Source organism: uncultured Streptomyces sp. (genome assembly GCF_947488945.1).
Classification (GTDB): Bacteria; Actinomycetota; Actinomycetes; order Streptomycetales; family Streptomycetaceae; genus Streptomyces.
On sequence record NZ_CANLBS010000030.1, the window covers coordinates 36,161 to 62,930 of the forward strand.

At 72.9% G+C, this 26,770-nt stretch carries 19 protein-coding genes; 12 read left to right on the forward strand and 7 right to left on the reverse strand.

All coding sequences use genetic code 11. From position 1 onward, the window contains the following. Positions 1-26: 26 nt before the first annotated feature. The 3 genes from Q0994_RS31125 to Q0994_RS31135 all read right to left on the reverse strand — a co-directional run bounded on the left by Q0994_RS31125 (position 27) and on the right by Q0994_RS31135 (position 3,789). On the reverse strand, positions 27-1,556 hold the full coding sequence (locus Q0994_RS31125) for a UDP-N-acetylglucosamine 1-carboxyvinyltransferase (RefSeq protein ID WP_299541489.1): 1,530 nt from the start codon (positions 1,554-1,556) through the stop codon (positions 27-29). A gap of 146 nt (positions 1,557-1,702) precedes the next feature. After that, on the reverse strand, positions 1,703-1,900 hold the full coding sequence (locus tag Q0994_RS31130; protein ID WP_299541491.1) for a DUF4236 domain-containing protein: 198 nt from the start codon (positions 1,898-1,900) through the stop codon (positions 1,703-1,705). A 242-nt stretch (positions 1,901-2,142) separates the two neighbouring features. Continuing rightward, positions 2,143-3,789, reverse strand: a complete 1,647-nt coding sequence (locus Q0994_RS31135; RefSeq protein WP_299541493.1) for a PucR family transcriptional regulator — start codon at positions 3,787-3,789, stop codon at positions 2,143-2,145. A 395-nt stretch (positions 3,790-4,184) separates the two neighbouring features. Between Q0994_RS31135 and Q0994_RS31140 the strand changes: the two genes are divergently transcribed. The 12 genes from Q0994_RS31140 to Q0994_RS31195 all read left to right on the forward strand — a co-directional run bounded on the left by Q0994_RS31140 (position 4,185) and on the right by Q0994_RS31195 (position 21,947). Next, entirely contained in the window at positions 4,185-5,609 is a 1,425-nt protein-coding gene (locus Q0994_RS31140; protein WP_299541495.1) for a cytosine permease, read from the forward strand. Between the two features lie 303 nt (positions 5,610-5,912). Beyond that, positions 5,913-6,422 carry a nucleoside deaminase gene (locus tag Q0994_RS31145; protein ID WP_299541497.1) on the forward strand — a complete coding sequence of 170 codons (510 nt, stop codon included), beginning with the start codon at positions 5,913-5,915 and terminating at the stop codon, positions 6,420-6,422. After that, complete coding sequence (locus tag Q0994_RS31150; protein ID WP_299541499.1) at positions 6,419-7,762, forward strand: amidohydrolase; 1,344 nt, start codon at positions 6,419-6,421, stop codon at positions 7,760-7,762. Before Q0994_RS31145 ends, Q0994_RS31150 begins: the two co-directional genes overlap by 4 nt. 445 nt (positions 7,763-8,207) lie before the next feature. Continuing rightward, a complete protein-coding gene (gene acnA / locus Q0994_RS31155; protein WP_299541501.1) occupies positions 8,208-10,952 on the forward strand; it encodes an aconitate hydratase AcnA in 2,745 nt (914 codons plus the stop codon). Between the two features lie 117 nt (positions 10,953-11,069). Next, positions 11,070-12,299, forward strand: coding sequence for an ROK family protein (locus Q0994_RS31160; protein WP_299541503.1), 1,230 nt, complete (start codon positions 11,070-11,072; stop codon positions 12,297-12,299). Between the two features lie 312 nt (positions 12,300-12,611). Then, positions 12,612-13,412, forward strand: coding sequence for a CoA transferase subunit A (locus Q0994_RS31165; RefSeq protein ID WP_299541505.1), 801 nt, complete (start codon positions 12,612-12,614; stop codon positions 13,410-13,412). Then, a complete protein-coding gene (locus tag Q0994_RS31170) occupies positions 13,396-14,049 on the forward strand; it encodes a CoA transferase subunit B (RefSeq protein ID WP_299541507.1) in 654 nt (217 codons plus the stop codon). The genes Q0994_RS31165 and Q0994_RS31170 overlap by 17 nt, the downstream gene beginning before the upstream one ends. A gap of 300 nt (positions 14,050-14,349) precedes the next feature. Further along, entirely contained in the window at positions 14,350-15,768 is a 1,419-nt protein-coding gene (locus Q0994_RS31175; protein ID WP_363325592.1) for a PHB depolymerase family esterase, read from the forward strand. 319 nt (positions 15,769-16,087) lie between these two features. Further along, the gene (locus Q0994_RS31180) at positions 16,088-17,437 is read left to right on the forward strand and encodes a tannase/feruloyl esterase family alpha/beta hydrolase (RefSeq protein WP_299541523.1); all 1,350 of its coding nucleotides are present in this window, start codon (positions 16,088-16,090) and stop codon (positions 17,435-17,437) included. A 153-nt stretch (positions 17,438-17,590) separates the two neighbouring features. Next, the gene (locus Q0994_RS31185; RefSeq protein ID WP_299541509.1) at positions 17,591-18,388 is read left to right on the forward strand and encodes a 3-hydroxybutyrate dehydrogenase; all 798 of its coding nucleotides are present in this window, start codon (positions 17,591-17,593) and stop codon (positions 18,386-18,388) included. Positions 18,389-18,470: 82 nt separating this feature from the next. After that, positions 18,471-19,859, forward strand: coding sequence for an MFS transporter (locus Q0994_RS31190; RefSeq protein WP_299541511.1), 1,389 nt, complete (start codon positions 18,471-18,473; stop codon positions 19,857-19,859). A gap of 171 nt (positions 19,860-20,030) precedes the next feature. Continuing rightward, positions 20,031-21,947 (forward strand): GAF domain-containing protein, encoded by a 1,917-nt coding sequence (locus tag Q0994_RS31195; RefSeq protein WP_299541525.1) that lies wholly within the window; start codon positions 20,031-20,033, stop codon positions 21,945-21,947. Between the two features lie 77 nt (positions 21,948-22,024). Here Q0994_RS31195 and Q0994_RS31200 read toward each other — a convergent pair whose 3' ends face one another. The 4 genes from Q0994_RS31200 to Q0994_RS31215 are packed head-to-tail and all read right to left on the reverse strand — an operon-like array spanning position 22,025 to position 26,512. Continuing rightward, the gene (locus tag Q0994_RS31200) at positions 22,025-23,407 is read right to left on the reverse strand and encodes a GH1 family beta-glucosidase (protein ID WP_299541513.1); all 1,383 of its coding nucleotides are present in this window, start codon (positions 23,405-23,407) and stop codon (positions 22,025-22,027) included. Positions 23,408-23,415: 8 nt separating this feature from the next. Then, positions 23,416-24,270, reverse strand: a complete 855-nt coding sequence (locus Q0994_RS31205; RefSeq protein ID WP_299541515.1) for a carbohydrate ABC transporter permease — start codon at positions 24,268-24,270, stop codon at positions 23,416-23,418. Between the two features lie 5 nt (positions 24,271-24,275). Next, positions 24,276-25,238, reverse strand: a complete 963-nt coding sequence (locus Q0994_RS31210; protein ID WP_299541517.1) for a carbohydrate ABC transporter permease — start codon at positions 25,236-25,238, stop codon at positions 24,276-24,278. Between the two features lie 11 nt (positions 25,239-25,249). Next, a complete protein-coding gene (locus Q0994_RS31215) occupies positions 25,250-26,512 on the reverse strand; it encodes a sugar ABC transporter substrate-binding protein (protein ID WP_299541519.1) in 1,263 nt (420 codons plus the stop codon). Positions 26,513-26,770: the final 258 nt, after the last annotated feature.

The following is a 26,770-nucleotide window of genomic DNA, read 5'->3' on the forward strand; positions in this document are numbered from 1 at the left end:
TGTGACGGGGCCATTTTTGCGGGCTTTCAGATGTCCCGGAAGATCTCGATCTGCGCGCCCACCGAGTTCAGCCGTTCCGCGAGGTCCTCGTAGCCGCGGTTGATGACGTAGACGTTGCGCAGGACCGAGGTGCCCTCGGCGGCCATCATGGCCAGCAGGACGACGACCGCGGGGCGCAGGGCCGGCGGGCACATCATCTCGGCGGCCCGCCAGCGGGTGGGGCCCTCGACCAGGACGCGGTGCGGGTCGAGGAGTTGGAGTCGGCCACCGAGGCGGTTGAGGTCGGTGAGGTAGATCGCCCGGTTGTCGTAGACCCAGTCGTGGATGAGGGTCTGGCCGTGCGCCGAAGCCGCGATGGCCGCGAAGAACGGGACGTTGTCGATGTTCAGGCCGGGGAACGGCATCGGGTGGATCTTGTCGATCGGCGCCTCCAGTTTGGAGGGGCGGACGGTCAGGTCCACGAGCCGGGTGCGGCCGTTGTCGGCCGCGTACTCCGGTGTGCGGGCGCAGTCGACGCCCATCTCCTCCAGCACCGCCAGCTCGATCTCCAGGAACTCGATCGGGACCCGGCGGATCGTCAGCTCGGACTCCGTCACGACGGCGGCGGCCAGCAGGCTCATCGCCTCGACCGGGTCCTCGGAGGGGAAGTAGTCGACGTCCACGTCGATGTGCGGCACGCCGTGCACGGTGAGGGTGGTGGTGCCGACGCCGTCCACCCGCACGCCGAGCGCCTCCAGGAAGAAGCAGAGGTCCTGGACCATGTAGTTGGAGGAGGCGTTGCGGATGACGGTGGTGCCGTCGTGGCGGGCGGCGGCCAGGAGGGCGTTCTCGGTCACGGTGTCGCCGCGCTCGGTCAGCACGATCGGGCGGTCCGGGGTGACCGAGTGGTCGATGGTGGCGTGGTAGAGCCCCTCGGTCGCGGCGATCTCCAGGCCGAACCTGCGGAGCGCGATCATGTGCGGCTCGATGGTGCGGGTGCCCAGGTCGCAGCCGCCCGCGTACGGGAGCTTGAACTGGTCCATGCGGTGCAGCAGCGGGCCGAGGAACATGATGATGGAGCGGGTGCGACGGGCGGCGTCGGCGTCGATCGCCTCCATGTCGATCTGCGCGGGCGGCACGATCTCCAGGTCCACCCCGTCGTTGATCCAGCGGGTGCGCACCCCGACGGAGTTGAGGACCTCCAGCAGGCGGAAGACCTCCTCGATGCGGGCGACGCGGCGCAGTACGGTGCGGCCCTTGTTGAGGAGCGAGGCGCAGAGCAGCGCCACACAGGCGTTCTTGCTGGTCTTCACGTCGATCGCGCCGGAGAGGCGGCGGCCGCCGACGACCCGCAGGTGCATGGGTCCGGCGTAGCCGAGGGACACGATCTCGCTGTCGAGCGCTTCGCCGATGCGGGCGATCATCTCAAGGCTGATGTTCTGGTTGCCGCGCTCGATGCGATTGACGGCGCTCTGACTGGTGGCGAGCGCCTCGGCGAGCTGGGTCTGTGTCCAGCCCCGATGCTGACGGGCGTCACGGATGAGCTTGCCGATGCGTGCGAGGTAGTCGTCTTCCATGCCTGCACGCTATCTCAGATATGAGATGAAGATCGCGGCAGGGTGGGCCAAGTGGGTGAACGGGCGTGGCGCACCGGGGCGGAGGGGCTTCTCCACGGTGCGTCACGCCCGGCGGTGGTGCGTCGGGGGCGCGGCCATCCGGGGGATCAGCCCCGTCGCGACGTCCGGGTCTTGCGCCAGCCGAACGGGCCCGGCAGGTCCATGGAAGTGGTGCGCCGTCCGGTGCTGCTGTGGGTCTGCTTCGGCCCGTGCTTGCCGCCCGTCGTCACGGACCAGGAGCGCTTGTTGATGTTCAGGCGGACGCCGGGCAGGATCTGGAAGCTCTTGCGGAAAGTGAGCGGCATCGCTGTCTCCTTCGGTCGGGATCGGGTCGCGTGGGTTCCGTCACCGACCGTGTGTCCCGAACTCGCCCCTTCATGCGCGGAGTTCGCGGAGTTCGCCGGTGACCGCCGAGCCCGTGGTGTCTGCCGAGTGCGCGGTGCCTGCCGAGTTCGCGGCACCGGGCGAGCCCGCGGGGGAGTGCCGATGTGCGAGATGCGTCGGACTGCGGAATCCGGGGGCGTGCCGCGGGACCCCGCGGCACGCCTCAGCCGATGCCGAGGGCCAGGCAGAAGTCCACCCGGTCGTGCAGGGTGGCCAGGCTGTGGCCGGTGAGTTGCTCCACCCGCTTGAGGCGGTAGCGCAGGGTGTTGACGTGGACGTGCAGCAGGTCCGCGCACCGCTGCCACGATCCCGACGCGTCGAGGAAGGTCCTGAGCGTCCCGACCAGATCGCTGCGGTGCTCGGCGTCGTACCGCTCCAGTACGCCGATCAGCCGGTCCCGGTACATCTGGCGTACGTCGTCCGGGACGGCGGCCAGCAGCATCAGGTGGGAGGAGAACGCCTCGGTGCCCGCCACGCGTACGGTCCCGGGGGCGAGCCGCGCGACCTGCTGGGCGTGGAGTGCCTCGTCCAGCGCCCGCCGCAGCCCCGCCGCGCCCGCGGTGGGTCCGGAGACGCCGATCGCGGCCCAGCCGTGCGCGAGAAACGGTTCGAGCCGACGGGCGGCCTCCTCCAGGAGACCGGAGAGCCCGCCCCCGGTCCCGCCCCCGGCCCCGCCCCCGGCCCCGTCGCCGGTCCCGACGGCGCCGCCGGTCCGGCCCCCCGTCCCGCCGCCGGTCCCCGTCCCGGTTCCGTCGGCGCGGGCGGCGCCGTCGGCCGGGACGAACATCAGGTGGCCGCCGGTGGTGGCGAACGGCGCCGAGCAGCCCGGTATCTGGTCGTGCACGTCCTCCAGTACGACGGCGGCCAGTTCCGGGCCGTAGGGGCGGCCGGTGGTCGTCACGTAACCGACGGCCAGCGGGAGGTCCGGGTCCAGGCCGACGCTGCGCAGCCGCCCCGCGGCCGCCTCGGCGTGGCCCTCCCGCAGGAGGTCGACGGACTCGCGCAGCAGCCGTTCCTCGATGCGCCGCCGCTCCTGCCGCCCCACTCCGTCCAGGGCGAGCAGCGCACACACCTCGGCCGCGGCGTCCGCCACCCCCGGCGCCCAGTCGCGGTGGTCGCCCGAAGCCGCCAGGTACCCGGCCGGCGGGCGGTGGGCGACGGGGGACTGGATCGGCAGGAAGGTGATGCGTCCGCCGCCCGGCAGAGGCTGCACGGAGGGGAAGGCGCCGCCCGCGAAAGCCGTCCGCAGGCACCGGCGCAGATGGTGGGTGGAGACCTCGGGCACCGCGCCGGCCACCGGTCGTCCCACCGCGGACAGTGCCTGGCAGTGCAGCCCGGTGGACCGGGCCAGCACCTCCACCAAACCTCCCGCGCCGGCGCCCGAGGCCATGCTCGCCACCAGGCCGCGGTGGAGGCCCGCGCCCGGAGAGCGCCCGACGGGGCCGGCGAGCGCGGCCAGCACCGTCTCGGTCAGCGCGGCGTACGACACGTCGTCCCCGACCGTGAGCAGCGGCAGTCCGTGCCGGTCGCAGGCGTCGGTGAGGGCGTCGGGCAGGTCGCCGAGGGCGGCGGACCCGGCCACCAGGGCGCACGCGCCGGCCGAGGCGAGCGCCGCGACGAACACGTCGGCGTCGCGGGGCTCCCGGTACCAGGTGGTCGAGGTGAGGACGAGCTCCCCGCCGTCCAGGTAGCGGCCCGGGTCGGGCAGATCGGTGGTGCAGACGCCCGTCACCCGGCGCTCCCGTGTGCCGGAGGGGAGCAGCGGGGTGAGCCCGAGGCCGGGTATCGCGAGGAGTTCGGTCAGCAGCACCGGGTTTCCTGACTGACGGTCCGTCGCGGTGCCCGGCCGGCGGAGCCGGCACGGCGGGGGACTCCGCGGGCGGAGTGTTACGGGCGTGCGCACCGGCGGGCACGGGTTTGGAGCATGGTACGGGACCGGCCGCTCCCCGGGGCCGCCCGTCCGTAGGGCCGTCCAGGTCCGCCCGTCGTCCCGCACGGGTTCACTGAGGGCATCACGGGGCACGGCGGCGGTCCGTTCGCAGCCCGCCCCGCGTTCCCGCGCCGGACCTCCGGATCCGGGGCCCCGTCACCGTCGACGGTCTCCCTCGCACCCCCGCCCGGCCCGCGCGCCCCCACGTGCCGGCCCGGTGCCCGGCGTCACTTCCGGCTCCCCGTATCACCCCCATGCCGCCCCGAGGAGATCCCGTGCGTGCCGAACCACTGCCCGCCGCCCCGCCGTCCGTCGACCGGGGCGTGCCGTCCCGTCCCGTTGCCCCGACACCGCCTCTCGGGATCGAGCGGGCGGGTGCCGAGCCTGTTCCCCCGGACCGCCGGCACGGCAGGCCGCGGTCGCTGTTCACCCTGTGGTTCGGGGCGAACGTGCAGTTCGCCACCGTGAGCGTGGGGGCCCTGGCCACCTCCGTGTTCGGTCTCGACCTGCTGCCCGCGGTGCTGGCGATCGCCCTCGGAACCCTGCTGAGCGCGGCCCTGGTGGGCCTCCTCTCCACCCGTGGGCCCGTCACCGGTGTGCTGCAACTCATCCAGACCCGCGGTCCGTTCGGCCGGCTCGGCAGCCTGCCGTCCGCGGCGTTCACCCTCGTCAACGGGGTCGGCTGGTGCGTCGTGGACACCTTGCTCGGCATGTTCATCCTGCGCGACCTCACCGGACTGGGGTTCACCCCCGCCCTGCTGCTGATGGCGGCGGCCCAGCTCACCGTGGCGGTGTTCGGCTACCGCATGATCCACGCGGTGGAACGCGGGCTGGCGCTGGTTCTCGTCGTCGTCTTCGCGGTGGTGTCGGTGTACGGCTTCGGCGACGCCCGTGCGGCCGCGCCCGTCGCGCCTTCCGACGGCTCGACCGCAGCCTTTCTGCTGGTGGTCGCCGTCACCGCCGCCCGGGGGCTGGGCTGGGCGGGTTACGCCTCCGACTACAGCCGCTACCTGCCGGCGGACGCCCCGGCCCGGCGGGTCTTCCTGGCGGCCGCCGGCGGCAGCGCGGTGGCCGGGGTGTGGATCGGCTCGCTCGGCGCGGCCATCGGCACCGCCGCCGCGGTGGACGACCCGAGCACGATGGTGAGCGGCCTGCTTCCGGACGCCCTCGGCGCCGTCGTGCTGGTCGCCCTGCTGGTCTCCACCCTGGCCTCCACGGTCATCGACCTGTACTCCGGCGCGATGGCGGCGCTGGTGGCCGGATTCGCCGTACCCCGCTGGGTCTCCGTCCTGGCGGTCGGCGGCCTGGGCACGGTGCTGTCCTGGTACGCCGGACACGGGGACTTCGCCTCCCGCCTCCAGGACTTCCTGCTGATGACCGGGTACTGGCTGGCGCCCTGGGCCGCGGTGCTGGTCACCGCGTACTGGTGGCGCGAGCGCGGGGTGCACGACACGGCACGGCTCTACGACGCGCGGCACCGCTTCGGCTGGGGGCTGCCCGCCGTCCTGGTGGCCCTGCTCGCCGAACTCCCCTTCATGAACCAGTCCTTCTACACCGGCCCGCTGGCGGCCGCCCACCCGGGCGTGGGACCGTTCGGCCTGCTCGTCGGGTTCGCCGTGTCGGCCGCCCTGTACGCCGCGCTGACCGCCTGGCGCCCCACCCCGCCCGCCGGCCTTCCGGCCCCCGCACCGGCCGGGTGACCCGGCCCGTCGTCCGGTCCCGGGTGACGCCCGCGGCCCGGCCCGTGACGACGCCGCCCGTGACGACCCGGCCCGTGACGACCCCGCCCGTGGTCCGGCCCGGTGATCCGCCCCGCGACCCGGTCCCCGACCCGCCGCCCCGCCGGCCGGCACCGTCACGATCGACCCGCACCGGACGACGTACCGCGACCTGCGCACGTACCGACCCACCGACCCACCGACCGCCGACCGCCGACCCGCCGACCACCGACCCACCGCGCACGCACACCCGCACCCGCGCCCCCACCCGCACCGAGGAGACCCGTGAACACCCCGAATCCTTCCGCCCCGCTCACCGCCGACGAGGAGAGGTTCCTCCTCGCCGCCGTCGAACTGGCGGCCCGCGCCCGGCAGGGCGGCAACCACCCCTTCGGCTCGCTGCTCGTCCTGGACGGCGCCGTCGTCCTGGAGGCCGGCAACACCGTGACCACCGGCAAGGACGTCACCGGTCACGCGGAGACCAACCTGATCCGGCTGGCGACCGTCGCGTACACCCGTGCCGAACTCGCCCGCGCCACGCTCTACACCAGCACCGAGCCGTGCGCGATGTGCGCGGGAGCCGTCTACTGGAGCGGCGTCGGCCGGGTCGTCTACGCGCTGGGGGAGGACGAACTCCTGGAACTGACGGGCGCGGACGAGGAGAACCCCACCATGGCGCTGCCCTGCCGCACCGTCTTCGCGGCCGGTCAGCGCCCGGTCCTGGTGTCGGGCCCGCACCTGAGGGAACGCGCCGCCGCCGTCCACGCGGGATTCTGGACCGGGGCCGACGCGTGACGGGCCGGCACCCCCGCACCCTCGTGCGCAACGGGATCGTCCTGCCCTGCGAGGGGCGCCGGACCGTCCACGACCCCGGTTCGGTGCTGATCGAGAACGGCAGGATCACCGCCGTCGGGCCGGTGGCCGAACTGGACGCGGCGGCGGCCGACGCGGTCGTGGTCGACGCCACCGGCCACGCCGTCCTCCCCGGCCTGCACAACACCCACCTGCACTCCGGGCTGTTGCGCGGCACCGCCGAGTCCAAGGCACTGTGGGACTGGCTGCGCGACTACGTCGACCCCGCCCACCGGGCCCTCACCCCCGAGATCGCCGAGGCCGCCTCGCTGCTCTGCTACACCGAGTCGCTGCGCGCCGGCACCACCTCGGTGATGGACATGTGGCGGCACATGGAGGGGTCGGCGCACGCGGCGGAACGGGTCGGCATCCGCGCCACCCTCGTGCCGTACGTGGCCGACCTGCCCGGCTACGACTACTTCGAGACCCTGGACACCAACCGGCGGCTCCTCACCGAGTACCGGACCCACGCGCGCGGCCGGGTCCGCTCCTGGGTCGGCCTGGAACACCTCTTCTACTGCTCCGAGGAGGCGTTCGCGGGGGCGGCGGCGCTGGCCGCCGAGTTCGACACCGGCCTGCACACCCATTCATCCGAGACCACCTGGGAGGTCGAGGAGTCGCTGCGCCGGACCGGCCGCCGCCCGATCGAGGAGTTCCACCACCGGGGCATCCTCGGGCCGCGCACGGTCGTCGCCCACTGTGTCTGGCTCGACGACCATGAGCTGGACCTGCTGGCGGACACCGGGACGGCCGTCGCCCACTGCCCCTGCTCCAACATGAAGCTGTCCTCGGGACCGGCCCGGATCGTCGACATGCGGCGACGGGGCATCACGGTGGGCCTCGGCAGCGACGGCGAGAAGGAGAACAACAACCTCGACCTGCTGGAGGAGATGAAGTTCGCCTCGCTCCTGCAGAAGCTCACCACGCTGGACCCCACGACCGGCGACCCCTGGGACATCCTCGCCATGGCCACCCTGGACGGCGCCCGCGCCCTCGGTCTGGACGCGGAGACGGGCTCGCTGGAGCCCGGGAAGAAGGCCGACGTCATCACCGTCGACCTGCGCCGGCTGCACACCACCCCGCTGCTGCACGGCGCGGACTCCAACGCCGCCGCTCATCTGGTGTTCTCGGCCGGCTCCGCCGACGTGTCCGACGTCTGGGTGGACGGCCACCGCCTGGTGGAGGAGGGCCGGGTCCGCAGCGTGGACCCGGAGACGGTCCGCGTACGGGCGCAGAGCGCGGCCGAGGACCTTTTCCGCCGCCGGGCCGCGCTGCCCCGCTGAGGACCCGGGCCGGCGACCTCCGGGGCACCGGCCCCCGGAGGTCACCGTGCGTGTCCGGTCCGAACGCGACCGGGCGCCGGACGGTCGGCGTCCGACCCCGGCGCGTCGTACACCGCCGCCCACGGGGTACACGCATCACGTGTCCCCGTCCCCGCGTGCCCGTGCCGCCCGTGTGCGTACCTCCCGTGCACGGACGACACGGGCGGACGCGGGCGGGCACGGGCGGGGAACGGATCGACGGACACCCGCCCCTGGGCATGACCGGACAGCGGCGATGTACTAGAGTTATCTCGACATCGAGATATCTGCCGAGGCGTCCCGCAGCCGCCGCTCGGTAAGGGTTACCTAACTAAGCCTTACCTTAGCGGATGGCCCGCGCAGCCGTAGGCGGCACCACACGGCGCCCGCCGTGAGTGGGGCGCGGCGCGGAGTTACGCGCACATTGATGAAGGAGACTGTCGTGTCGGCGAACAGCTTCGACGCCCGCAGCACGCTGCGCGTGGGCGACGAGTCGTACGAGATCTTCCGGCTGGACAAGGTGGAAGGCGCGGCGCGCCTCCCTTACAGCCTGAAGGTGCTGCTGGAGAACCTTCTCCGCACCGAGGACGGCGCGAACATCACCGCCGACCACATCCGCGCCCTGGGCGGCTGGGACTCGCAGGCGCAGCCCAGCCAGGAGATCCAGTTCACGCCGGCCCGCGTGATCATGCAGGACTTCACCGGCGTGCCCTGCGTGGTGGACCTCGCCACCATGCGTGAGGCCGTCAAGGAGCTCGGCGGCGACCCGGCGAAGATCAACCCGCTGGCCCCGGCCGAGCTGGTCATCGACCACTCCGTCATCGCCGACAAGTTCGGCACCAACGACGCGTTCGCCCAGAACGTCGAGCTGGAGTACGGCCGCAACAAGGAGCGCTACCAGTTCCTGCGCTGGGGCCAGACCGCCTTCGACGAGTTCAAGGTCGTCCCCCCGGGCACCGGCATCGTCCACCAGGTCAACATCGAGCACCTGGCCCGCACGGTCATGGTCCGCGGCGGCCAGGCGTACCCCGACACCCTCGTCGGCACCGACTCGCACACCACGATGGTCAACGGCCTCGGTGTGCTGGGCTGGGGCGTCGGCGGCATCGAGGCCGAGGCCGCGATGCTCGGCCAGCCGGTCTCGATGCTCATCCCGCGCGTCGTCGGCTTCAAGCTGACCGGCGAGCTGCCGGCCGGCACCACCGCCACCGACCTCGTGCTCACCATCACCGAGATGCTGCGCAAGCACGGCGTCGTCGGCAAGTTCGTCGAGTTCTACGGTGAGGGCGTCGCCGCCACCTCCCTCGCGAACCGCGCCACCATCGGCAACATGTCGCCGGAGTTCGGCTCCACCGCCGCGATCTTCCCGATCGACGACGAGACCCTGAAGTACCTGCGCCTGACCGGCCGCGACGCCCAGCAGGTCGCGCTGGTCGAGGCGTACGCCAAGGAGCAGGGCCTCTGGCTCGACCCGGCCGCCGAGCCCGACTTCTCCGAGAAGCTGGAGCTCGACCTCGCCACGGTCGTCCCCTCGATCGCCGGCCCCAAGCGCCCGCAGGACCGCATCGTCCTCGCCGACGCCAAGGCCAAGTTCGCCGAGGACGTGCGCAACTACGTCACCGACGACATGGAGGCGAGCAAGGAGTCCTTCCCGGCCTCCGACGCCCCCGCCGTGTCGCCCGACGGCGTCCCGTCCAACCCGGTCACCGTGACCGCCCCCGACGGCACCACGTACGAGCTGGACCACGGCGCCGTCACCGTCGCCGCGATCACCTCCTGCACCAACACCTCGAACCCCTACGTGATGGTCGCCGCCGCGCTCGTCGCGAAGAAGGCCGTCGAGAAGGGCCTGACCCGCAAGCCGTGGGTCAAGACCACCCTCGCGCCGGGCTCGAAGGTCGTCACCGACTACTTCGACAAGGCGGGCCTGACCCCGTACCTCGACAAGGTCGGCTTCAACCTCGTCGGTTACGGCTGCACCACCTGCATCGGCAACTCCGGCCCGCTGCCGGAGGAGGTCTCCAAGGCGGTCAACGAGCACGACCTGGCCGTGACCTCGGTGCTCTCCGGCAACCGCAACTTCGAGGGCCGGATCAACCCGGACGTCAAGATGAACTACCTGGCGTCCCCGCCGCTGGTCGTCGCGTACGCCCTCGCCGGTTCGATGAAGGTCGACATCACCAAGGACGCCCTCGGCGTCGACCAGGACGGCAAGCCCGTCTTCCTCCAGGACATCTGGCCCTCCGAGGCCGAGGTCAACGACGTCGTGGCCAACGCCATCGGCGAGGACATGTTCAACAAGTCCTACCAGGACGTGTTCGCGGGCGACGCCCAGTGGCAGGCCCTGCCGATCCCGACCGGCAACACCTTCGAGTGGGACGCCGAGTCCACCTACGTGCGCAAGCCCCCGTACTTCGAGGGCATGACGATGGAGACGACCCCGGTCGAGGACATCACCGGCGCCCGGGTGCTCGCCAAGCTGGGCGACTCGGTCACCACCGACCACATCTCCCCGGCCGGTGCCATCAAGGCCGACACCCCGGCCGGCAAGTACCTCACCGAGCACGGCATCGAGCGTCGTGACTTCAACTCCTACGGCTCGCGCCGGGGCAACCACGAGGTCATGATCCGCGGCACGTTCGCCAACATCCGCCTGCGCAACCAGATCGCGCCGGGCACCGAGGGCGGCTTCACCCGCGACTTCACCCAGGCTGCGACCGCTGACGCGGCCCCCGTGTCGTTCATCTACGACGCCTCCCAGAACTACCAGGCCGCCGGCATCCCGCTGGTCATCCTGGCGGGCAAGGAGTACGGCTCCGGCTCGTCCCGCGACTGGGCCGCCAAGGGCACCGCGCTGCTCGGCGTCCGCGCCGTCATCGCCGAGTCCTACGAGCGCATCCACCGCTCGAACCTCATCGGCATGGGCGTCCTGCCGCTCCAGTTCCCGGAGGGCCAGACCGCCCAGTCCCTCGGCCTCACCGGCGAGGAGACCTTCTCCTTCACCGGCGTGACCGAGCTGAACGACGGCACCACCCCGCGCACGGTCAAGGTCACCACCGACACCGGCGTGGAGTTCGACGGCGTCGTGCGCATCGACACCCCCGGCGAGGCGGACTACTACCGCAACGGCGGCATCCTGCAGTACGTGCTCCGCAGCCTGATCCGCAAGTAAGCGGCGGCGGCACACCAGCGTGAGGGCCGCACCGGCCGGGTCCCGACCCGGCCGGTGCGGCCCGTTGCCGTCCGGTCCGCGGGGACCGCAACCAGAGACTCTAAGGTCGGTGGTCTGATGAAGAACAATCTGACCTGGCCCGCGGCCAAGGCCGGCCACGAGTCGGTGCGGCGCCACAACCTCAGCCTGGTGCTCCGGACCGTGCACGAGGAGGGCGAGGTCACCCGCGCCCGGGTGGCGACCCTCGTCGGCCTCACCCGCGCCGCCGTCTCCTCCCTCGTGGAGGAGCTGATGGAGCTGGGCTGCCTCACCGAGTCCGGCAAGACGTCCAGCGGGTCCGCCGGACGCCCCGGCACCGTGCTGCGGCTCGCGAGGACCGGCCCCGCCGGGCTCGGCGTGGAGATCAACATCGACTACGTCTCGGTGTGCGCCGTCGACCTCACCGGCACCGACCGGGTACGCGTCACCGAGCACACCGACCACCGCGGCGTCCCGCCCGCCGACGTCCTCGCCCACGCCGCCCGGCTCACCGACCGGGTCGTGCAGTCCACCCGCGAGCAGGAACTGCGCGTCGTCGGCGTCGAGCTGGCGCTGCCCGGCCTGGTCTCCGGCGGCGTGGTCCGCCAGGCCCCGAACCTCGGCTGGAACCGGGTGGCGGCCGAGGGCATCTTCGGACAGGCCCTCAGCTCCCTGCGCCCCGCCGGGCGGGCCCTGGCCGTCGGCTCCGACAACGAGGCGAACCTCGCGGCCCTCGCCGAACTCCGGTTCGGCGGGCTCGGATCCGTACGCACCTTCCTCTACCTCACCGGTGAGATCGGCGTCGGCGGGGCTCTCGTCCTCAACGGCGAGATGCTGCGCGGCGCGCACGGCTTCGCGGGCGAGATCGGGCACGTCGTCGTCGACCCGCAGGGCCCGCTCTGCCGGTGCGGGGCGCGCGGCTGCCTCGAGCAGTACGCGGGCCGGGCCGCGCTGCTGGAGGCGGCGGGCATCGACCCCGCCGCCGGTGTGCCCGGCATCGGCGAGCTGGCCCGCAGGGCGGCCGCCGGCGACCCGCGGGCGGTGGACTCCCTGTGGGAGGCGGGGGACCGGATGGGCGTGGTGCTGGCCGGCGTGGTGAACCTCTTCGACCCCGAGGCGGTCGTCCTCGGCGGCATCTACCGCACCCTGATGCCCTGGCTGGAGAAGGCCGCCGACGCCCAGCTCACCACCCGGGTCGTGTCGGGCCGGTGGCACGAGAACGGCAGCCGGCTGCGCGCCTCCTCCGTCTCCGGCGACGCGGCCCGCGGCGCGGCGGCCCGCGTGGTGCAGGACGTCCTCGACAACCCGGCGGCGTACGCGCACCGTTGAGCGAACGGGCCGGGCCCCGGTCCCGTGCGCCCGCCCGACCGGTGCGCGCCGACCGATGCGTCCCGGCCGTCAGGCACACGCGTGGCGTGTCCGCGTGGCGCCGCGCGCCGTCCCTGACCGCCCCCGCGCCCCGGACCGCACGGGCTCCGCACTCGCTCCCGCCTGGTGCCCGACCACATTCCGGCGGGCCGAACGGTGGCGGTGCACGCCGTACCGGCGGGCCGGACGGCGTACGTACCGTTCTCGGGTCGGTGCGGACCAACGCGCGGGCGGCACGGGTTCCGGCCGCCACGCCCGGGGCGGAGGAGCGGTATGGGGCTGGACAAGACGGTCGGCAGTACGCACGAGGCGGTGGCGGACATCCCTGACGGGGCGTCGCTCGCCGTCGGCGGGTTCGGCCTGTGCGGCATCCCGTCGGCGCTGATCGCCGCGCTGCTGCGGCGCGGCACGGGCGGCCTGGAGGTGGTGTCCAACAACTGCGGGGTGGACGACTGGGGGCTCGGCCTGTTGCTCCGGGCCGGCCGCATCGCCCGGATGACCAGCTCGTACGTCGGGGAGAACAAGGAGTTCGCCCGGCAGTACCTCAGCGGCGAACTGGAGGTGGAGCTGGTGCCCCAGGGGACGCTCGCCGAACGGCTGCGGGCGGGCGGGTCCGGCATTCCGGCGTTCTACACGCCCGCCGGGGCCGGGACACAGATCGCCCGGGGCGGACTGCCCTGGCGCCACACCCCGGACGGGCGGGTGGCGGTGGCCTCCCCGCCGAAGGAGGTCCGGGTCTTCGCCGGCCGGGAGCACCTGCTGGAGGAGAGCATCACCACCGACTACGCGCTGGTGCGGGCCGCGGTGGGGGACCGGCACGGCAACCTGGTGTTCCACGCCTCGGCCCGCAACTTCAACCCCCAGGCCGCGATGGCCGGCCGGATCACCGTCGCCGAGGTCGAGCGGCTGGTGGAGCCCGGCGAACTCGACCCGGACGCGGTGCACCTGCCGGGGGTCTTCGTGCAGCGGGTGGTGCGGGTCTCCCCGGACGACCCGGCCGCCGAACGGCGGGTCGAGCGACGGTGTGTGCGGATCGAAGAGGAAGGCGGGGCCCGTCGTGGCGCTGACGCGTGAGCAGATGGCGGCCAGGGCCGCCCGGGAGCTGGTGGACGGCACCTGCGTCAACCTCGGCATCGGCCTGCCCACCCTGATCCCCGGTCATCTGCCGCCCGGCGTCGAGGTGGTGCTGCAGTCGGAGAACGGCATTCTCGGCACCGGCCCGTACCCGACGGAGGAGCAGATCGACCCCGATCTGGTCAACGCGGGCAAGGAGACGGTGACGGTGCTGCCGGGCGCCTCGTACTTCGACTCGGCGTTGTCCTTCGGGATGATCCGCGGCGGACACGTCGACACCGCCGTGCTGGGCGCCATGCAGGTCTCGCAGGACGGGGACCTGGCGAACTGGATGATCCCCGGCAAGAGGGTGAAAGGCATGGGCGGGGCGATGGACCTGGTGCACGGCGCGCGCCGGGTGATCGTGCTGATGGAGCACACCGCCAGGGACGGCACCCCCAAACTCGTGCGGCGGTGCGGCCTGCCGCTCACCGGAGCCGGGGTGGTCCATCGCGTCGTCACCGACCTCGCCGTCCTTGACGTGACCCCGGACGGTTTCGCGCTGGCCGAGCTGGCGCCGGGTGTCACGCTCGCCCGGGTGCGGGCCGCGACGGAGGCGGAACTACGGGTACCGGCAGGTCTCCTGGCGGCCCCATAGGCCCTGGGCGCGGTTGCCGCAACAGGCCGCGCACCACGTCGTCCGACGGCCGGTTGTGGTGGGCGACGCCATATCGGCGCGCACCGGGCGGCTTCTACGGTGCCGGTCAGCGGGCGGCTCTCCCGAAGAACGGGTCGGGGGACCCGCCCGGTGCACCCCCACACCACCGAAGGAGCCGCCATGACGCCGTCACCACTCCGGGGAGTTCTCCGCCTCCGGCGCCCAGTGCCGCCCCGACCGTTTCCCGCCCGAAGCCGGCGCGGGCGGTTCGCGGCGGTCATCGCCCTCGTGCTGGGCGCCCTGCTGGCCGGCCCCGCCCCGGCCGCGCAGGCGATCGGCGCCGCACCGGCCGCGGAGGCCGCCGTCGCCCTGACCCGGGTCGCCGACTACGGTGCCAATCCCGGGCAGTTGAACATGTACGTCTACCGGCCCGCCACCCTGGCCGCCCGCCCCGCCGTGGTGCTGGCGCTGCACGGCTGCACCCAAAGCGCCCAGGGGTACGCGGACAACTCCGGGCTGCCCGAACTCGCCGACCGGCACGGCTTTCTGGTGGTGTTCGCCGAGACCACGTCCGCGAACAACCTGAACAAGTGCTTCAACTGGTTCCAGACCGCCGACGTCCGCCGGGGCCAGGGCGAAGCCGCCTCCCTGCGGCAGATGGCCGCGCACACCGTCTCCGCGTACGGGGCCGACGCCGGGCGCACCTACGTCACCGGGCTCTCCGCCGGGGGCGCCATGACCTCGGCGATGCTCGCCGCCTATCCGGACGTCTTCCGGGCCGGCGCCGTGGTCGCCGGACTTCCCCACGGCTGCGCCTCCGACGTCTCCGGCGCCTACGGCTGCATGAACCCGGGGGTCGACCTCACCCCCGCCCAGTGGGCGCAGCGGGTCCGTGACGGCTTCCCGTCCTGGACCGGGCCCTGGCCGCGGGTCGCCGTCTGGCAAGGGGACCGGGACACCACGGTCGTGCCGCGCAACGCCGACGAACTCCGCGACCAGTGGACCGGGTTGCACGGTCTGTCCCAGACGCCGGCCCGCACCTCCGTGATCGGCCCGAACGCGACCCGGCACGAGGAGTATCCGGCCGCGGACGGCTCGGTCGCCGTCGAGGTGAACCGCGTTCCGGGCATCGCGCACGGCACTCCGGTCGATCCCGGCAGCGGTGCCGAGAGTTGCGGCTCCACCGGTGCCGCCTACTTCCTCGACTCGATCTGCTCCAGCTACTGGATCACCCGCTTCTTCGGACTGGCGGACTCCGCGCCGCAGCCCGGCACGCTGCCCGCCCCCACGGGCCTGGCCGCCATTGGCCGCACCGACACCACCATCGGCCTGAGCTGGACGGCTGTCTCCGGAGCCGCCGGGTACGTGGTCCGGCGCGACGGTGTCCAGGTCGGAGCCCCCGACTCGGCCGCGTACACGGACACGGGGCTGACGGCGGGGTCTTCGCACACCTATACGGTCGCCGCCCGGAACGCCGACGGACAGCCGGGCGCCTTCTCCGGCGCGCTCACCGCCGCCACCACCGGGGGCGTCGCCCCCGTCTGCTGGACGTCGAGCAACTACGCCCACGTGCAGGCCGGCCGCGCCACCACCGGCGGCGGCTACACCTACGCCAAGGGTTCGCTCCAGAACATGGGCCTCTACAACACCTTCGTCACCCACACCTTGCGGGAATCGCCCGTCGGCCACTACACGCTGGCCGACGGGTCCTGCTCCTGACGGGGCCCCCGACTTGCCCCGACCTGCCACCTGTCCGAGGGCCCTGACCTGCCCGAGGGCCCTGGCGGTACGTCGACAGGCATGTCCCGTAACCCCGACGAGGCCGCCCGGTCCCCGCTGCCGGCGGCCTCGTCGGGGCGGGCGCAGCACCCGCCCGCCCCCGCACACCGCCCTGCCCCGTTGCGTTCTCTTCCGCCCCGTCACGGAGGTCCCCGTGCCCCAGCCGCCCCACCCGCCCCGTCCGACCGTCCCGGCCCGTCGTCCCCGCCCAGGTGGACGCGCCGCGCTGGGCGTACTGGCTCTCGCCCTCGCCGCGGCGCTGCTTCCGTCCGCCGCGACCGCGCGCACCGGACCCGACCGTGCCACCGGCCATTGCGCGAACCTCGACCGGCTCCGGGTGCCGGGTGCCGCGCACCAGCGGGCCGACTGCCTCGACGGCCTCACCACGGCCGCCACCGTGGCGTCCGGCCACACCGACCCGGCCGACTGGGCCGGGCTGACCCCCAAGAACCTCCCCGTCCCGGCCGGTGTGCCGGGCATCCAGATCGACGGCTACTTCCCCGACACCTCGGCCACCAACACCAACCACGGCTGGAACCACGACGCCCAGTTCGTCGTACGGCTCCCCGACCGGTGGAACGGCGGACTCGTCGTGGCCGGCACCCCCGGCAACCGTGAGCAGTACGCCAACGACCGGGCCATCGCCGACGAGGTGCTGGCCCGCGGCTACGCCTACGCCGCCACCGACAAGGGGAACACCGGCCCCGCCTTCCACCGGGACGGCTCCCGCCCCGGTGACGCCCTCGCCGAGTGGAACACCCGGCTGACCCAGCTCACCCGCGCCGCGAAGGCCGTCGTCGCCGGGCGCTACCACCGCCCGCCCGCCCGGACCCTGGTCACCGGCATGTCCAACGGCGGCTACCTGGTGCGCTGGCAACTGGAGAACCATCCCGAGCTGTACGACGGGGGAGTCGACTGGGAAGGCACTCTCTGGAGCGAACGCGAGCCGCACCTGCTCACCTTCCTGCCCCCGGCGCTGCGGGCCTACCCCGCCGTCGCGGCGGGCGGACCCGACGCGGACCGGGCCCGCGAGCAGATGTACGCGGCGGGCTTCCCGCCCGGCTCGGAATTCCTCTGGCCCTCCCACCACCAGGTCTACTGGGACCTCACCCAGCGCGTGTACCGCGAGGAGCTCGACCCCGGCTTCGACGGTGACACCGAGGCCGGCACACCGTACTGCGCCCCGGGCACGGTCCCCGGCTGCGACGCCGACTACGACTGGGCCGACCGCCCGGAGGAGGTCCGGCGAGCGGTCGGACGCATCGCGCTGACCGGCCGGATCGGCAAGCCGCTGATCACGGTCCACGGCACCCTCGACGTCCTGCTGCCCATCGCCCGGGACTCGGACGTGTACGCCCGCATGGTCCGTGAGGCGGGGCGCGGCCGGCTGCACCGCTACTACCGGATCGAGGGCGGTACCCACACCGACTCCCTGGTGGACGCCTTCCCCGACCGGCTGCGGCCCCTCGTGCCGTGCCACCGCGCCGCCCTGACCGCCCTGGAGGCCTGGCTCGGCGGCGGGCACCGGCCGCCGCCGAGCCGCACGGTCGGCGGGCCGACCGGCGCGACGCCCGCCGAACTCCTCACGCTCTGCCCGCTCGGCCGGTGACCCCGCCGCGCCGCCGGCCGTCCCACCGGCCCCCGTCGGTCCCCGGACGGCCGGGCCGAGCCCCGACATGGTCGCGGCCACCACCGGACCCGCCCGCAATGTGTGCGCCGGATCCATAGGTGCGAAGGGGCCGTGTCCCTAGTGTTTCCGGCCATGACGAGTGAAGTTCCTCCTCCCGCCCCGCGTCCGGCACCCGCCGCGTCCGGTGTGCGGCTGGCCTCCCGGGCCGCCCTGGTCACCGGCGGCGGCAGCGGCATCGGCAAGGCCTGCGCCGCGGCGCTGGCGGCGGCGGGCGCCACCGTGCACGTGGTGGACCGGGACGCGGAGGCGGCCGGGAAGGTGGCGGCCGCGATCGGCGGTGTCGTCCATGTCGCCGACCTCTCCGACCCGGCCGTCATCGACACCCTGCCCTCCGGTATCGACATCCTGGTCAACAACGCCGGCCTCCAGCACGTCGCCCCGCTGACCGAGTTCCCGCCCGAGCGGTTCGCCCACATCCAGCAGGTGATGGTGGCGGCACCCTTCCTGCTGATGCGGCGGTGTCTGCCGCACATGTACGAGCGAGGCTGGGGCCGGATCATCAACATCTCCAGCGTCCACGGTCTGCGCGCCAGCCCCTACAAGGCGGCGTACGTCGCCGCCAAGCACGCCTTGGAGGGCCTGAGCAAGGTGGCCGCCCTGGAGGGCGCCCCGCACGGAGTGACCAGCAACTGCGTCAACCCCGGTTATGTCCGGACCCCGTTGGTGGAGAACCAGATCCGTGACCAGGCCGCCGCCCACGGGATCAGCCCCGAGGACGTGCTGGCCGACGTGCTGCTGACCCGCTCACCCATCAAGCGGCTGCTGGAGGCCGAGGAGGTCGCCTCCGCCGCGCTCTGGCTCTGCTCCGACCACAGCAGCTACGTCACCGGCGTCTCCCTCCCGCTCGACGGCGGGTGGCAAGCCAACTGACCCCCGCACGCCCCCACGCCCGCACCGCACGCATCCCGCTCGTGTCCCGCACGTCCCGTCCCCCCGAGAAGCCGGTGAACCCATGACAACCGAGACCAGCAGCACCGCCCGGCCACCCGCCGCACCCTCCGGCATAGCCCGGATCGTCAGCGCCAGTCTGATCGGCACCACCATCGAGTGGTACGACTTCTTCCTCTACGGCTCCGCGGCCGCGCTGGTGTTCAACACCCTGTTCTTCCCCACCGGCGACCCCCTGGTGGGCACCCTGATCGCGTTCGTCACCTACGCCATCGGCTTCGCCGCCCGGCCCATCGGCGGCCTGGTCTTCGGACACTTCGGCGACCGCATCGGCCGAAAGAAGCTCCTGGTCCTCAGCTTGATGATGATGGGCGGCGCGACCTTCGCGATGGGCCTGCTGCCCACCTACGACACCATCGGCGTCGGCGCCCCCATCCTGCTCACCGTGCTGCGCCTGGTGCAGGGCTTCGCACTGGGCGGCGAATGGGGCGGTGCGGTGCTGATCGTCTCCGAGCACGGCGGCCCCGAACACCGCGGCTTCTGGGCGTCCTGGCCGCAGGCCGGTGCGCCCGGTGGGAACCTGCTGGCCACCGGGGTGCTGGCGCTGCTGGCCGCCGTCCAGTCGGAGGAGGCGTTCCTCTCCTGGGGCTGGCGCATCCCGTTCCTGCTGTCCGGGGTCCTGGTCGTGATCGGCCTCTGGATCCGTGTCTCGCTCTCCGAGTCCCCGGTCTTCCTCGCGGCCCGCGCCGAGGCCGAGGCCGAAGCCGCCCGCGGGGCCAAGGACGCGCCACCGGTCGTGGAGGTCTTCCGCCACAGCTGGCGCGAGGTGCTCGGCGCCATCGGCACCCGGTTCGGCGAGAACATCTCCTACTACCTGCTGACCTCGTTCGTGCTGGTCTACGTCACCACGCACCTGGGGCTGCCCAAGAGCACCGCGCTGAACGCCGTGCTCATCGGCTCGGCCGTCCACTTCGTCACCATCCCGATGTGGGGCGCCCTCTCCGACCGGCTCGGCCGCCGGCCCGTGACGCTGATCGGTTCGACCGGCATGGCCCTGTGGGCCTTCGCCTTCTTCGCCCTGGTCGACTCGGAGTCGTTCGCCGTCATCACCCTGGCGGTCACCGTCGGACTGCTCTTCCACGGGGCGATGTACGGGCCGCAGGCGGCCTTCATCTCCGAGATGTTCGACACCAGGGTCCGCTACTCCGGGGCCTCCATGGGCTCCCAGCTCGCCTCCATCCTGGCGGGAGCCCTTGCCCCGATCATCGCCGTGGAGCTTCTCAGGAACTACGATTCCGGCACGCCCGTCGCCCTGTACCTCTGCGCCGCCACAGTGGTCACCACCCTCACGGTCATCGTGATCAGGGAGACCAGGGGCCGGGACCTGGCCCGCTCCGCGGCAGCCGGTGAGCCGCGCGCACAGGACGTGCCGCTCGCCGCCGATCGGGCCTGATCCGCCCGGACCACCCCGCGGCCCGCCCCCGCCCGCCGGGCGCGGGCGGGCCGCGGCCCCGTATCCGCCCCGACCGATCGCGGGCCGGCCCCGCGGCCGGCCGGGAAGGACGCCACCGTGACCACCGCGCACACGGACGCCACCGCGCCCCCGGACACCGGCACGTCGGCGGTGGAGGCGGCCCAGCGGGAGTTGCTCGACCTGCTCGCCGCCGACGCGTCCGCCGAGCAGCTCGCCGGTCCCGCCGCCAGGGCCCGCGCCGCCCGGGTCCACCCGCGCGACCAGGAGGCGATCGACGACGCGACCCGGACCGCGATGGAGGTCCACCGGACCCAGACCCAGCGCCGCAGGCGCGAGGCCGAACTCGCCGCCCTCTTCGACACCGCGGGCGACCTGGCCGCCCTGCGCGACCCGGACGCCGTGCTGCGGGCCATCGTCCACCGGGCCCGCACCCTGCTGGGTACCGACGTCGCCTATCTCACCCTCAACGACCCCGCCGCCGGCGACACGTTCATGCGGGTCACGGCCGGTTCGGTCTCCGCCACCTTCCAGCAACTGCGCCTCGGCATGGGCGAAGGGCTCGGCGGCCTCGTCGCCCAGACCGCCCGCCCGTACGCCAGCGCCGACTACCGCACCGACCGCCGCTTCAAGCACACTGGGGCCATCGACGCGGGCGTCGGCGAAGAAGGGCTCGTCGGCATCCTCGGGGTGCCGCTGCGCGTCGGGCGGCGGGTGATCGGCGTGCTGTTCGCGGCGGACCGCACCTCCCGCGACTTCGCCCCCGAGGCCATCGCCCTGCTCTCCTCCCTCGCCGACCACGCCGCCGTCGCCATCGACGGGGCGCGGCTGCTGGAGGAGACGCGGACCGCGCTCGTGGAACTCAACGCGGCCAACGAGACCGCCCGTGCCCACAGCGAGGCCCTGCGCCGCGCGGCGGACGCCCACGACCGGCTCACCGACCTGGTGCTGCGCGGCGGCGGCGTCGACGACGTCGCACGCGAGATCGCCGCGCTGCTCGGCGGCAACCTCGCGGTCCACGACGCGGACGGCACCGAACTGGCCCGGCTGGGCACCGGCCCCGCCGTCCCGCCCGAGCAGGGCATCGAAGCCTCGCGCCGGGGCGGCCGGGCCGTGCCCGTCGACGGCAGCTGGGTCTGCGCGGTGCTGGCCGGTCCGGAACTCCTCGGCAGCCTCGTGCTCACCGGGAGGGCCGGACTCACCGCCGCCGACCAGCGGTTGTTCGAGCGCGCCGCCCTGGTCGCCGCGCTGCTCCTGCTGCTGCGCAGGTCGGTCGCGGAGGCCGAGAACCGGGTGCGCGGCGAGCTGTTGGACGACCTGCTCACCGCCCATGCGCCGGGGACGGGGCGGGACACCGGGAGCATGACGCTGCGGGCCAGGAAGCTGGACGTCCACCTGTCGCGCCCGCACGCGGTCCTCGTCCTCGGTTGCGAGCCCGGCCAGCGCCCGCGGCTGCTGGCCGAGGCGGCCCGCCGGGCCCGGCTGCTGGGCGGACTGGCCGGGGTGCGCGACGGCTGGCCGGTCCTGCTCGTGCCCACCGCGGAACCGGGTCCGCTGGCACGCGAGTTGGCCCAGGAACTCGGCCGCGCGCTCGGCACCCCGGTCACCGCGGGGGCCGCGGGCCCCACCACCGGCCCCGAGCCGCTGCCGGGCGCCTACGACGAGGCGCGCCGCTGCCTCGAAGCGCTGGAAGCGCTCGACCGCACCGGCGAAGGAGCGGGCCTCGGCGAACTCGGCTTCCTCGGCGTGCTGCTGGGCGACCGGACCGACCTCGCCGGGTACGTGGACCGGGTGCTCGGACCGGTTCTCGACTACGACGCCCGGCGCGGCACCGAGCTCGTCCGCACCCTCGACGCCTACTACACCCACGGTTGCGGCCCGGCCCGCGCCAAGGACGCGCTGCACGTGCACGTCAACACCGTGGTCCAGCGCCTCGACCGGGTCGCCCAGCTCCTCGGCCCGGACTGGAACACCCCCGCCAGGGCGCTGGAGATCCAGGTGGCGCTGCGGCTGCACCACCTGGCCCGCAGGCGCACCCCCGGCGCCGGCGCCGGCGCCCCGCCGGACTGACCGCCGCTCCCGGACGCGCCGCGGGGGCGTACGCGCGGCGGACCGTGCGTACGCCCCCGGGCGGGGAACCGCGGTGATCAGGCGGGCTTGTGGGCCGCGATCAGCTGCTGGTACCAGCGGTAGCTGTCCTTCGGGGTGCGCTCCAGGGTGTCGTAGTCGACCCGGATGATCCCGAACCGCTTCGCGTACCCGAGCGCCCACTCGAAGTTGTCGAGCAGCGACCAGACGTAGTAGCCGCGCACGTCGACGCCCGCGTCCATGGCCGCCTTGAGCGCGGTCAGGTGCGTACGCAGGTACTCGACCCGGTCGGCGTCGTGGATCGAGCCGTCGGCCTCGACGCTGTCGAACTCCGCCGAGCCGTTCTCGGTGATGTGGACCGGCGGCAGGGCGTCGCCGTAGGTCTTCTTCAGCGCGGTCAGCAGGTCGGTGAACGTCTCCGGGACGACCGGCCAGCCCATCGCGGTGCGGCGGACGTCCGGGTACTCGCCCTCGGTGTACCGGTTGTCGGTGGCGACGCGCAGCGCCGGGTCCGCCTCGCGGTGCGGGGCGGCGGCGATCACGATCGGCCGGTAGTAGTTGATGCCGAGGAAGTCCATCGGCTGCGAGATGAGCTCCAGGTCGCCCTCGCGGCGGAAGTCCTCGCCGGTGATGAGCTCGCCCCAGGTCTCCTCGTCGGTGGCCGGGTAGCGGCCGGCGAGCAGCGGCTCGGTCCACACCAGGTTGTGCTGGGTGTCGGCGCGGACGACGGCCGCCAGGTCGGCGTCGGACTCGGTGGCCGGGACGTTGCGGTCCAGGTTGAGGGTGATGCCCGCCTCGCGGACGCCCGCCGCGCGCAGCGCGGTCATCGCGTGGCCGTGGCCGACCAGCAGGTGGTGGGCGGCGGCCAGCGCGCCGCGGCCCTCCCGCGCGCCCGGCGCGTGCCGGCCGACGGAGTAGCCGAGGAAGGCGCTGCACCAGGGCTCGTTGAGGGTGATCCACCGCGGCACCCGGTCACCCAGGTGCTCGGCGACGATCGCGGTGTACTCGCCGAACCGCTCGGCGGTCTCGCGGACCCGCCAGCCGCCCTTGTCCTCCAGGGCCTGCGGGAGGTCCCAGTGGTAGAGGGTGGCGGCCGGCTCGATGCCCGCCTCCAGCAGGGAGTCCACGAGCCGCGAGTAGAAGTCGAGGCCCTTGGGGTTGACCGGGCCGCTGCCGTCGGGCTGGATGCGGGACCAGGCGATCGAGAAGCGGTACGAGTCCACGCCCAGGTCGCGCAGGAGCGCCACGTCCTCGGGGTAGCGGTGGTAGTGGTCGCAGGCCACGTCACCGGTGTCGCCGCCGTCCGTCTTGCCGGGCGTGTGGCTGTAGGTGTCCCAGATGGAAGGACCGCGGCCGTCCTCCTGCGCGGCGCCTTCGATCTGGTACGAGGCGGTGGCCGCGCCGAAGACGAATCCGGGCGGGAAGACCGGGAAGTCACTCATGGAAAGCCTTACTTGACCGAGCCGCCGGAGATGCCGGCGGCGATGTACTTCTGGGACAGGACGAGGAGGATGGCCGCCGGGACGGCGGACAGCACGGACGCGGCCATGACCGAGCCCCAGTCACCGACGTGGGCGCCGATGTACTGGTAGATGCCGAGGGTGATCGGCTTGACGTCGTCCGTGGTGTTGAGCGTGAGGGCGAACATGAAGTCGCTCCACGCGTACAGGAAGGAGAAGAGTCCCGCGGTGATCAGGGAGTTGCGGCTCATCGGCAGCACCACCTGGAGGAAGGTCCGCAGGCGGCCGGAGCCGTCCATCTCGGCGGCCTCGATGACCTCGTGCGGGATCGACACCATGAACGAGCGCATCAGCACGATGGCGAAGGGGATGCCCAGCGAGGCGTCCGCGAGCATCAGGCCGAAGTAGGAGTTGACCAGGCCGAGGTCGACGTAGGCGCTGTACAGGGCGTTGGCGATGACGATGCCGGGCACCATCTGGGTGATCAGCGTGCCGAAGACGATGGTCTTGCTGCCGCGGAGCTTGAACTGAGCCAGGCCGTAGGCGGCGGGGGCGGAGATCGCCAGGCAGATGACGACGGCGCCGATCGCGACCGCCAGCGAGGTGAGCAGGTTGGTGCCCTGGTCGCTGATGGCCGAGGTGAACCCGGAGAGGTCGAAGCTGGTGGGGACCGGCTTCACGTCGACCAGGCCGGCGTCCGGCTGGAGGGCCGTGTTGATCATCCAGTACAGCGGGAAGAGCATCACGCACAGGAGGGCGAGACCGATGACGGTCGCTCCCCAGCGGCGCTTCGGCCGTCGGACGGCGGGAGCCGGGGCGGCGGGGATCTGGGTGGTGGTCGCCATGCCGGTCACTTCCCCTCGTTGCGGTTGACCCGCAGGTAGAACACCGCGAAGACGGCGGAGATCAGGATCAGGATGTTGCCGACCACGGCGCCCGCTCCGAAGTCCATCTGGACGAAGGAGTTCTGGTAGGTGAGCGTACCCAGGGTCTGGGTGGAGTCGGCGGGGCCGCCGTCGGTGAGGGCGAGGACCAGGTCGAGGATCTTGACGGTCGACATGAAGCCGAGCACCAGTACCACGGTGATGACGGGCTTGAGCATCGGCAGGGTCACCGAGCGGAAGGTGCGCCAGGCGGAGGCGCCGTCGAGGGCCGCCGCTTCGTGCATCTCCTTGGGGACCTCCTGGAGGCCGCCGTAGAGGATCACCATGTTGAACGGGATGCCGATCCAGATGTTCACCAGGATCACCGAGATCAGCGCGACGCTGGTGCTGGTCAGCCACGGGGTCTCGCCGACGCCGAAGACGCCGAGGAAGGAGTTGAGGACACCGGTGTCCTGGTCGAAGATGCGCCGCCAGACGATGCCGGAGACGACCATGGGGACCAGCCACGGCAGCAGGATCAGCGAGCGCAGGATGCCGTTCAGCGGGAACCTGCGGGTGAAGAAGACGGCGAGCGCCAGGCCGATGCAGAACTGGCCGACCAGCGATCCGATCGTGAAGAGGATCGTCTGCCACAGGGCCTTGCCGAACAGCCCGTCCTGGAAGACGTTCTTCCAGTTGTCGAAGCCGTTGAACGGCGCCTCACCGGTGAAGAACGTGGAGGGCGAGTAGTCCTGGAAGCTCATCACGATGTTGCGGACGAGCGGGTAGCCGAAGAACAGCGCCATGAAGATCACGGCGGGGGCGATGAAGCCCCACTGGGCGAGCTGGCGGCGCCGCTTGGCGCTGCGCGGACTCACGGGCGCCTTGACCGCGGGCCGGGCCTGCGGGTCGGCCGGCCGCGGGGCGGCGGAGGCAGTGGTGGATGACATGGTTCGTTACCTCAGTTCCCGCTCGTGACCTGCTGCTGGGCGCGCTTGAGTGCGGCCTCGCTGGACTCGCCGGTGAGGGCGGACTGGAAGGCGCTCTGCAGGGCGAGGGAGACCGACGACCACTGGGCGCCGACCTTGGCCGTGCGCGAACGGGCGGTGGCCACCTGGTCGGCCAGTGCGGACAGCTCCGGGGCCTTGGTGCGCCAGACGTCGGCGGCCTTGGTGTTGGCCGGGACCATCCAGCTGTTGATGGCGTAGGTGATCTCCTCCTGCTGGCTCGACATGCAGCCGATGATCTTGGCCGCCGTCTTCTCGCGCTCGGTGTCACCGGTGTCCGGCACGGTCAGCACGCCGCCGCCCAGCGGGCCGACGGAGTCGTCGCCCGCGTTCGGCACGGGGATCTGGGCGATGCCCCAGTTGAGGCCCTTGTGCGCGTTCAGGCTCTCGACCTGCCACGGACCGTTGATCATCATGGCGGCGTTGCCCGCCATGAACTGGTCGTTCACGTCGGCCTGCGTCCAGTTGACGGTGGACTTCGACAGCGAGCCGTCCTTGAGCAGGGACTTCCAGTAGTCCAGCGCCTCGGCGACCTCGGGGCTGTCGAGCTTGGTCTCGTCGCCGCCGTTGGACCACATGAACGGGGTGAACTGGAAGACGCCGTCCTCCGCGCCGCCCGCGCTCAGCGCCAGGCCGTACCGCTTGCCCTGGGTGAGCTTCTTGGCCGTCGACTGCATCTCGGCCCAGGTGGTGGGCACCTTGAGGCCGGCCTTGTCGAGGATGTCCTTGTTGTAGAAGAGCGCCAGGGTGTTCACGGTGCGCGCGGCGCCGTAGTACGTCCCGTCGTACGAGCCGAAGTTGACGATCCCGTCGGGGATGTCCTTGGTGGTGAGCCCCAGGTCCTCCAGCGGGATCAGGCCCTTCGCCGCGGCGAAGGTGGGCATCTCCGAGGCGTCGAGCTGGAGGACGTCCGGCAGCGACTTCGAGGACGCCATCCGCAGCGCCTTCGTCATGACCTGCGCGGCGGGCACGCTCTGCTGCTCGATGGTGATGCCGAGCTGCTTGCTGCAGCGCGCCAGGGTGTCCGCGTCCCAGCGGTGGTACGACTCGTCGGTCGAGGAGTTCATGACGGTGTAGACGTCAGGGTCCTGCTGCTGGCCGCACCCCGACAGAACGGCGCCGGCGGCGAGGGCGGAGACGAGGGTGAAGGGGACGACGATCCGCCTGCTGCGGCGGCTGCCGCGTCGGATCCGCCCGTCCGGAAGTGGTTCTGTCACGGTGGTGCCCTTGCGTGAGAGGGGAGCCGGCCCGGTGGGAACGCTCCCACGGGGTGTTGTGCGGTCCTGCGCGACGTCCGGCGGTGTCGCGCTCGGGGGCGCGGGGGCGGGCGGTCGGTCGCCGCCCGCCCCCGCGGGACGTCAGCGGACGCCGAGGAGGTGGTCCATGGCGAGCTGGTCGAGGGCTTCGAAGGCGAAGGAGCGGCCGGCGACGGCGTCGGCGTCGAAGTCCTCGTAGGCGGAGCGGTCGGCGAGGAG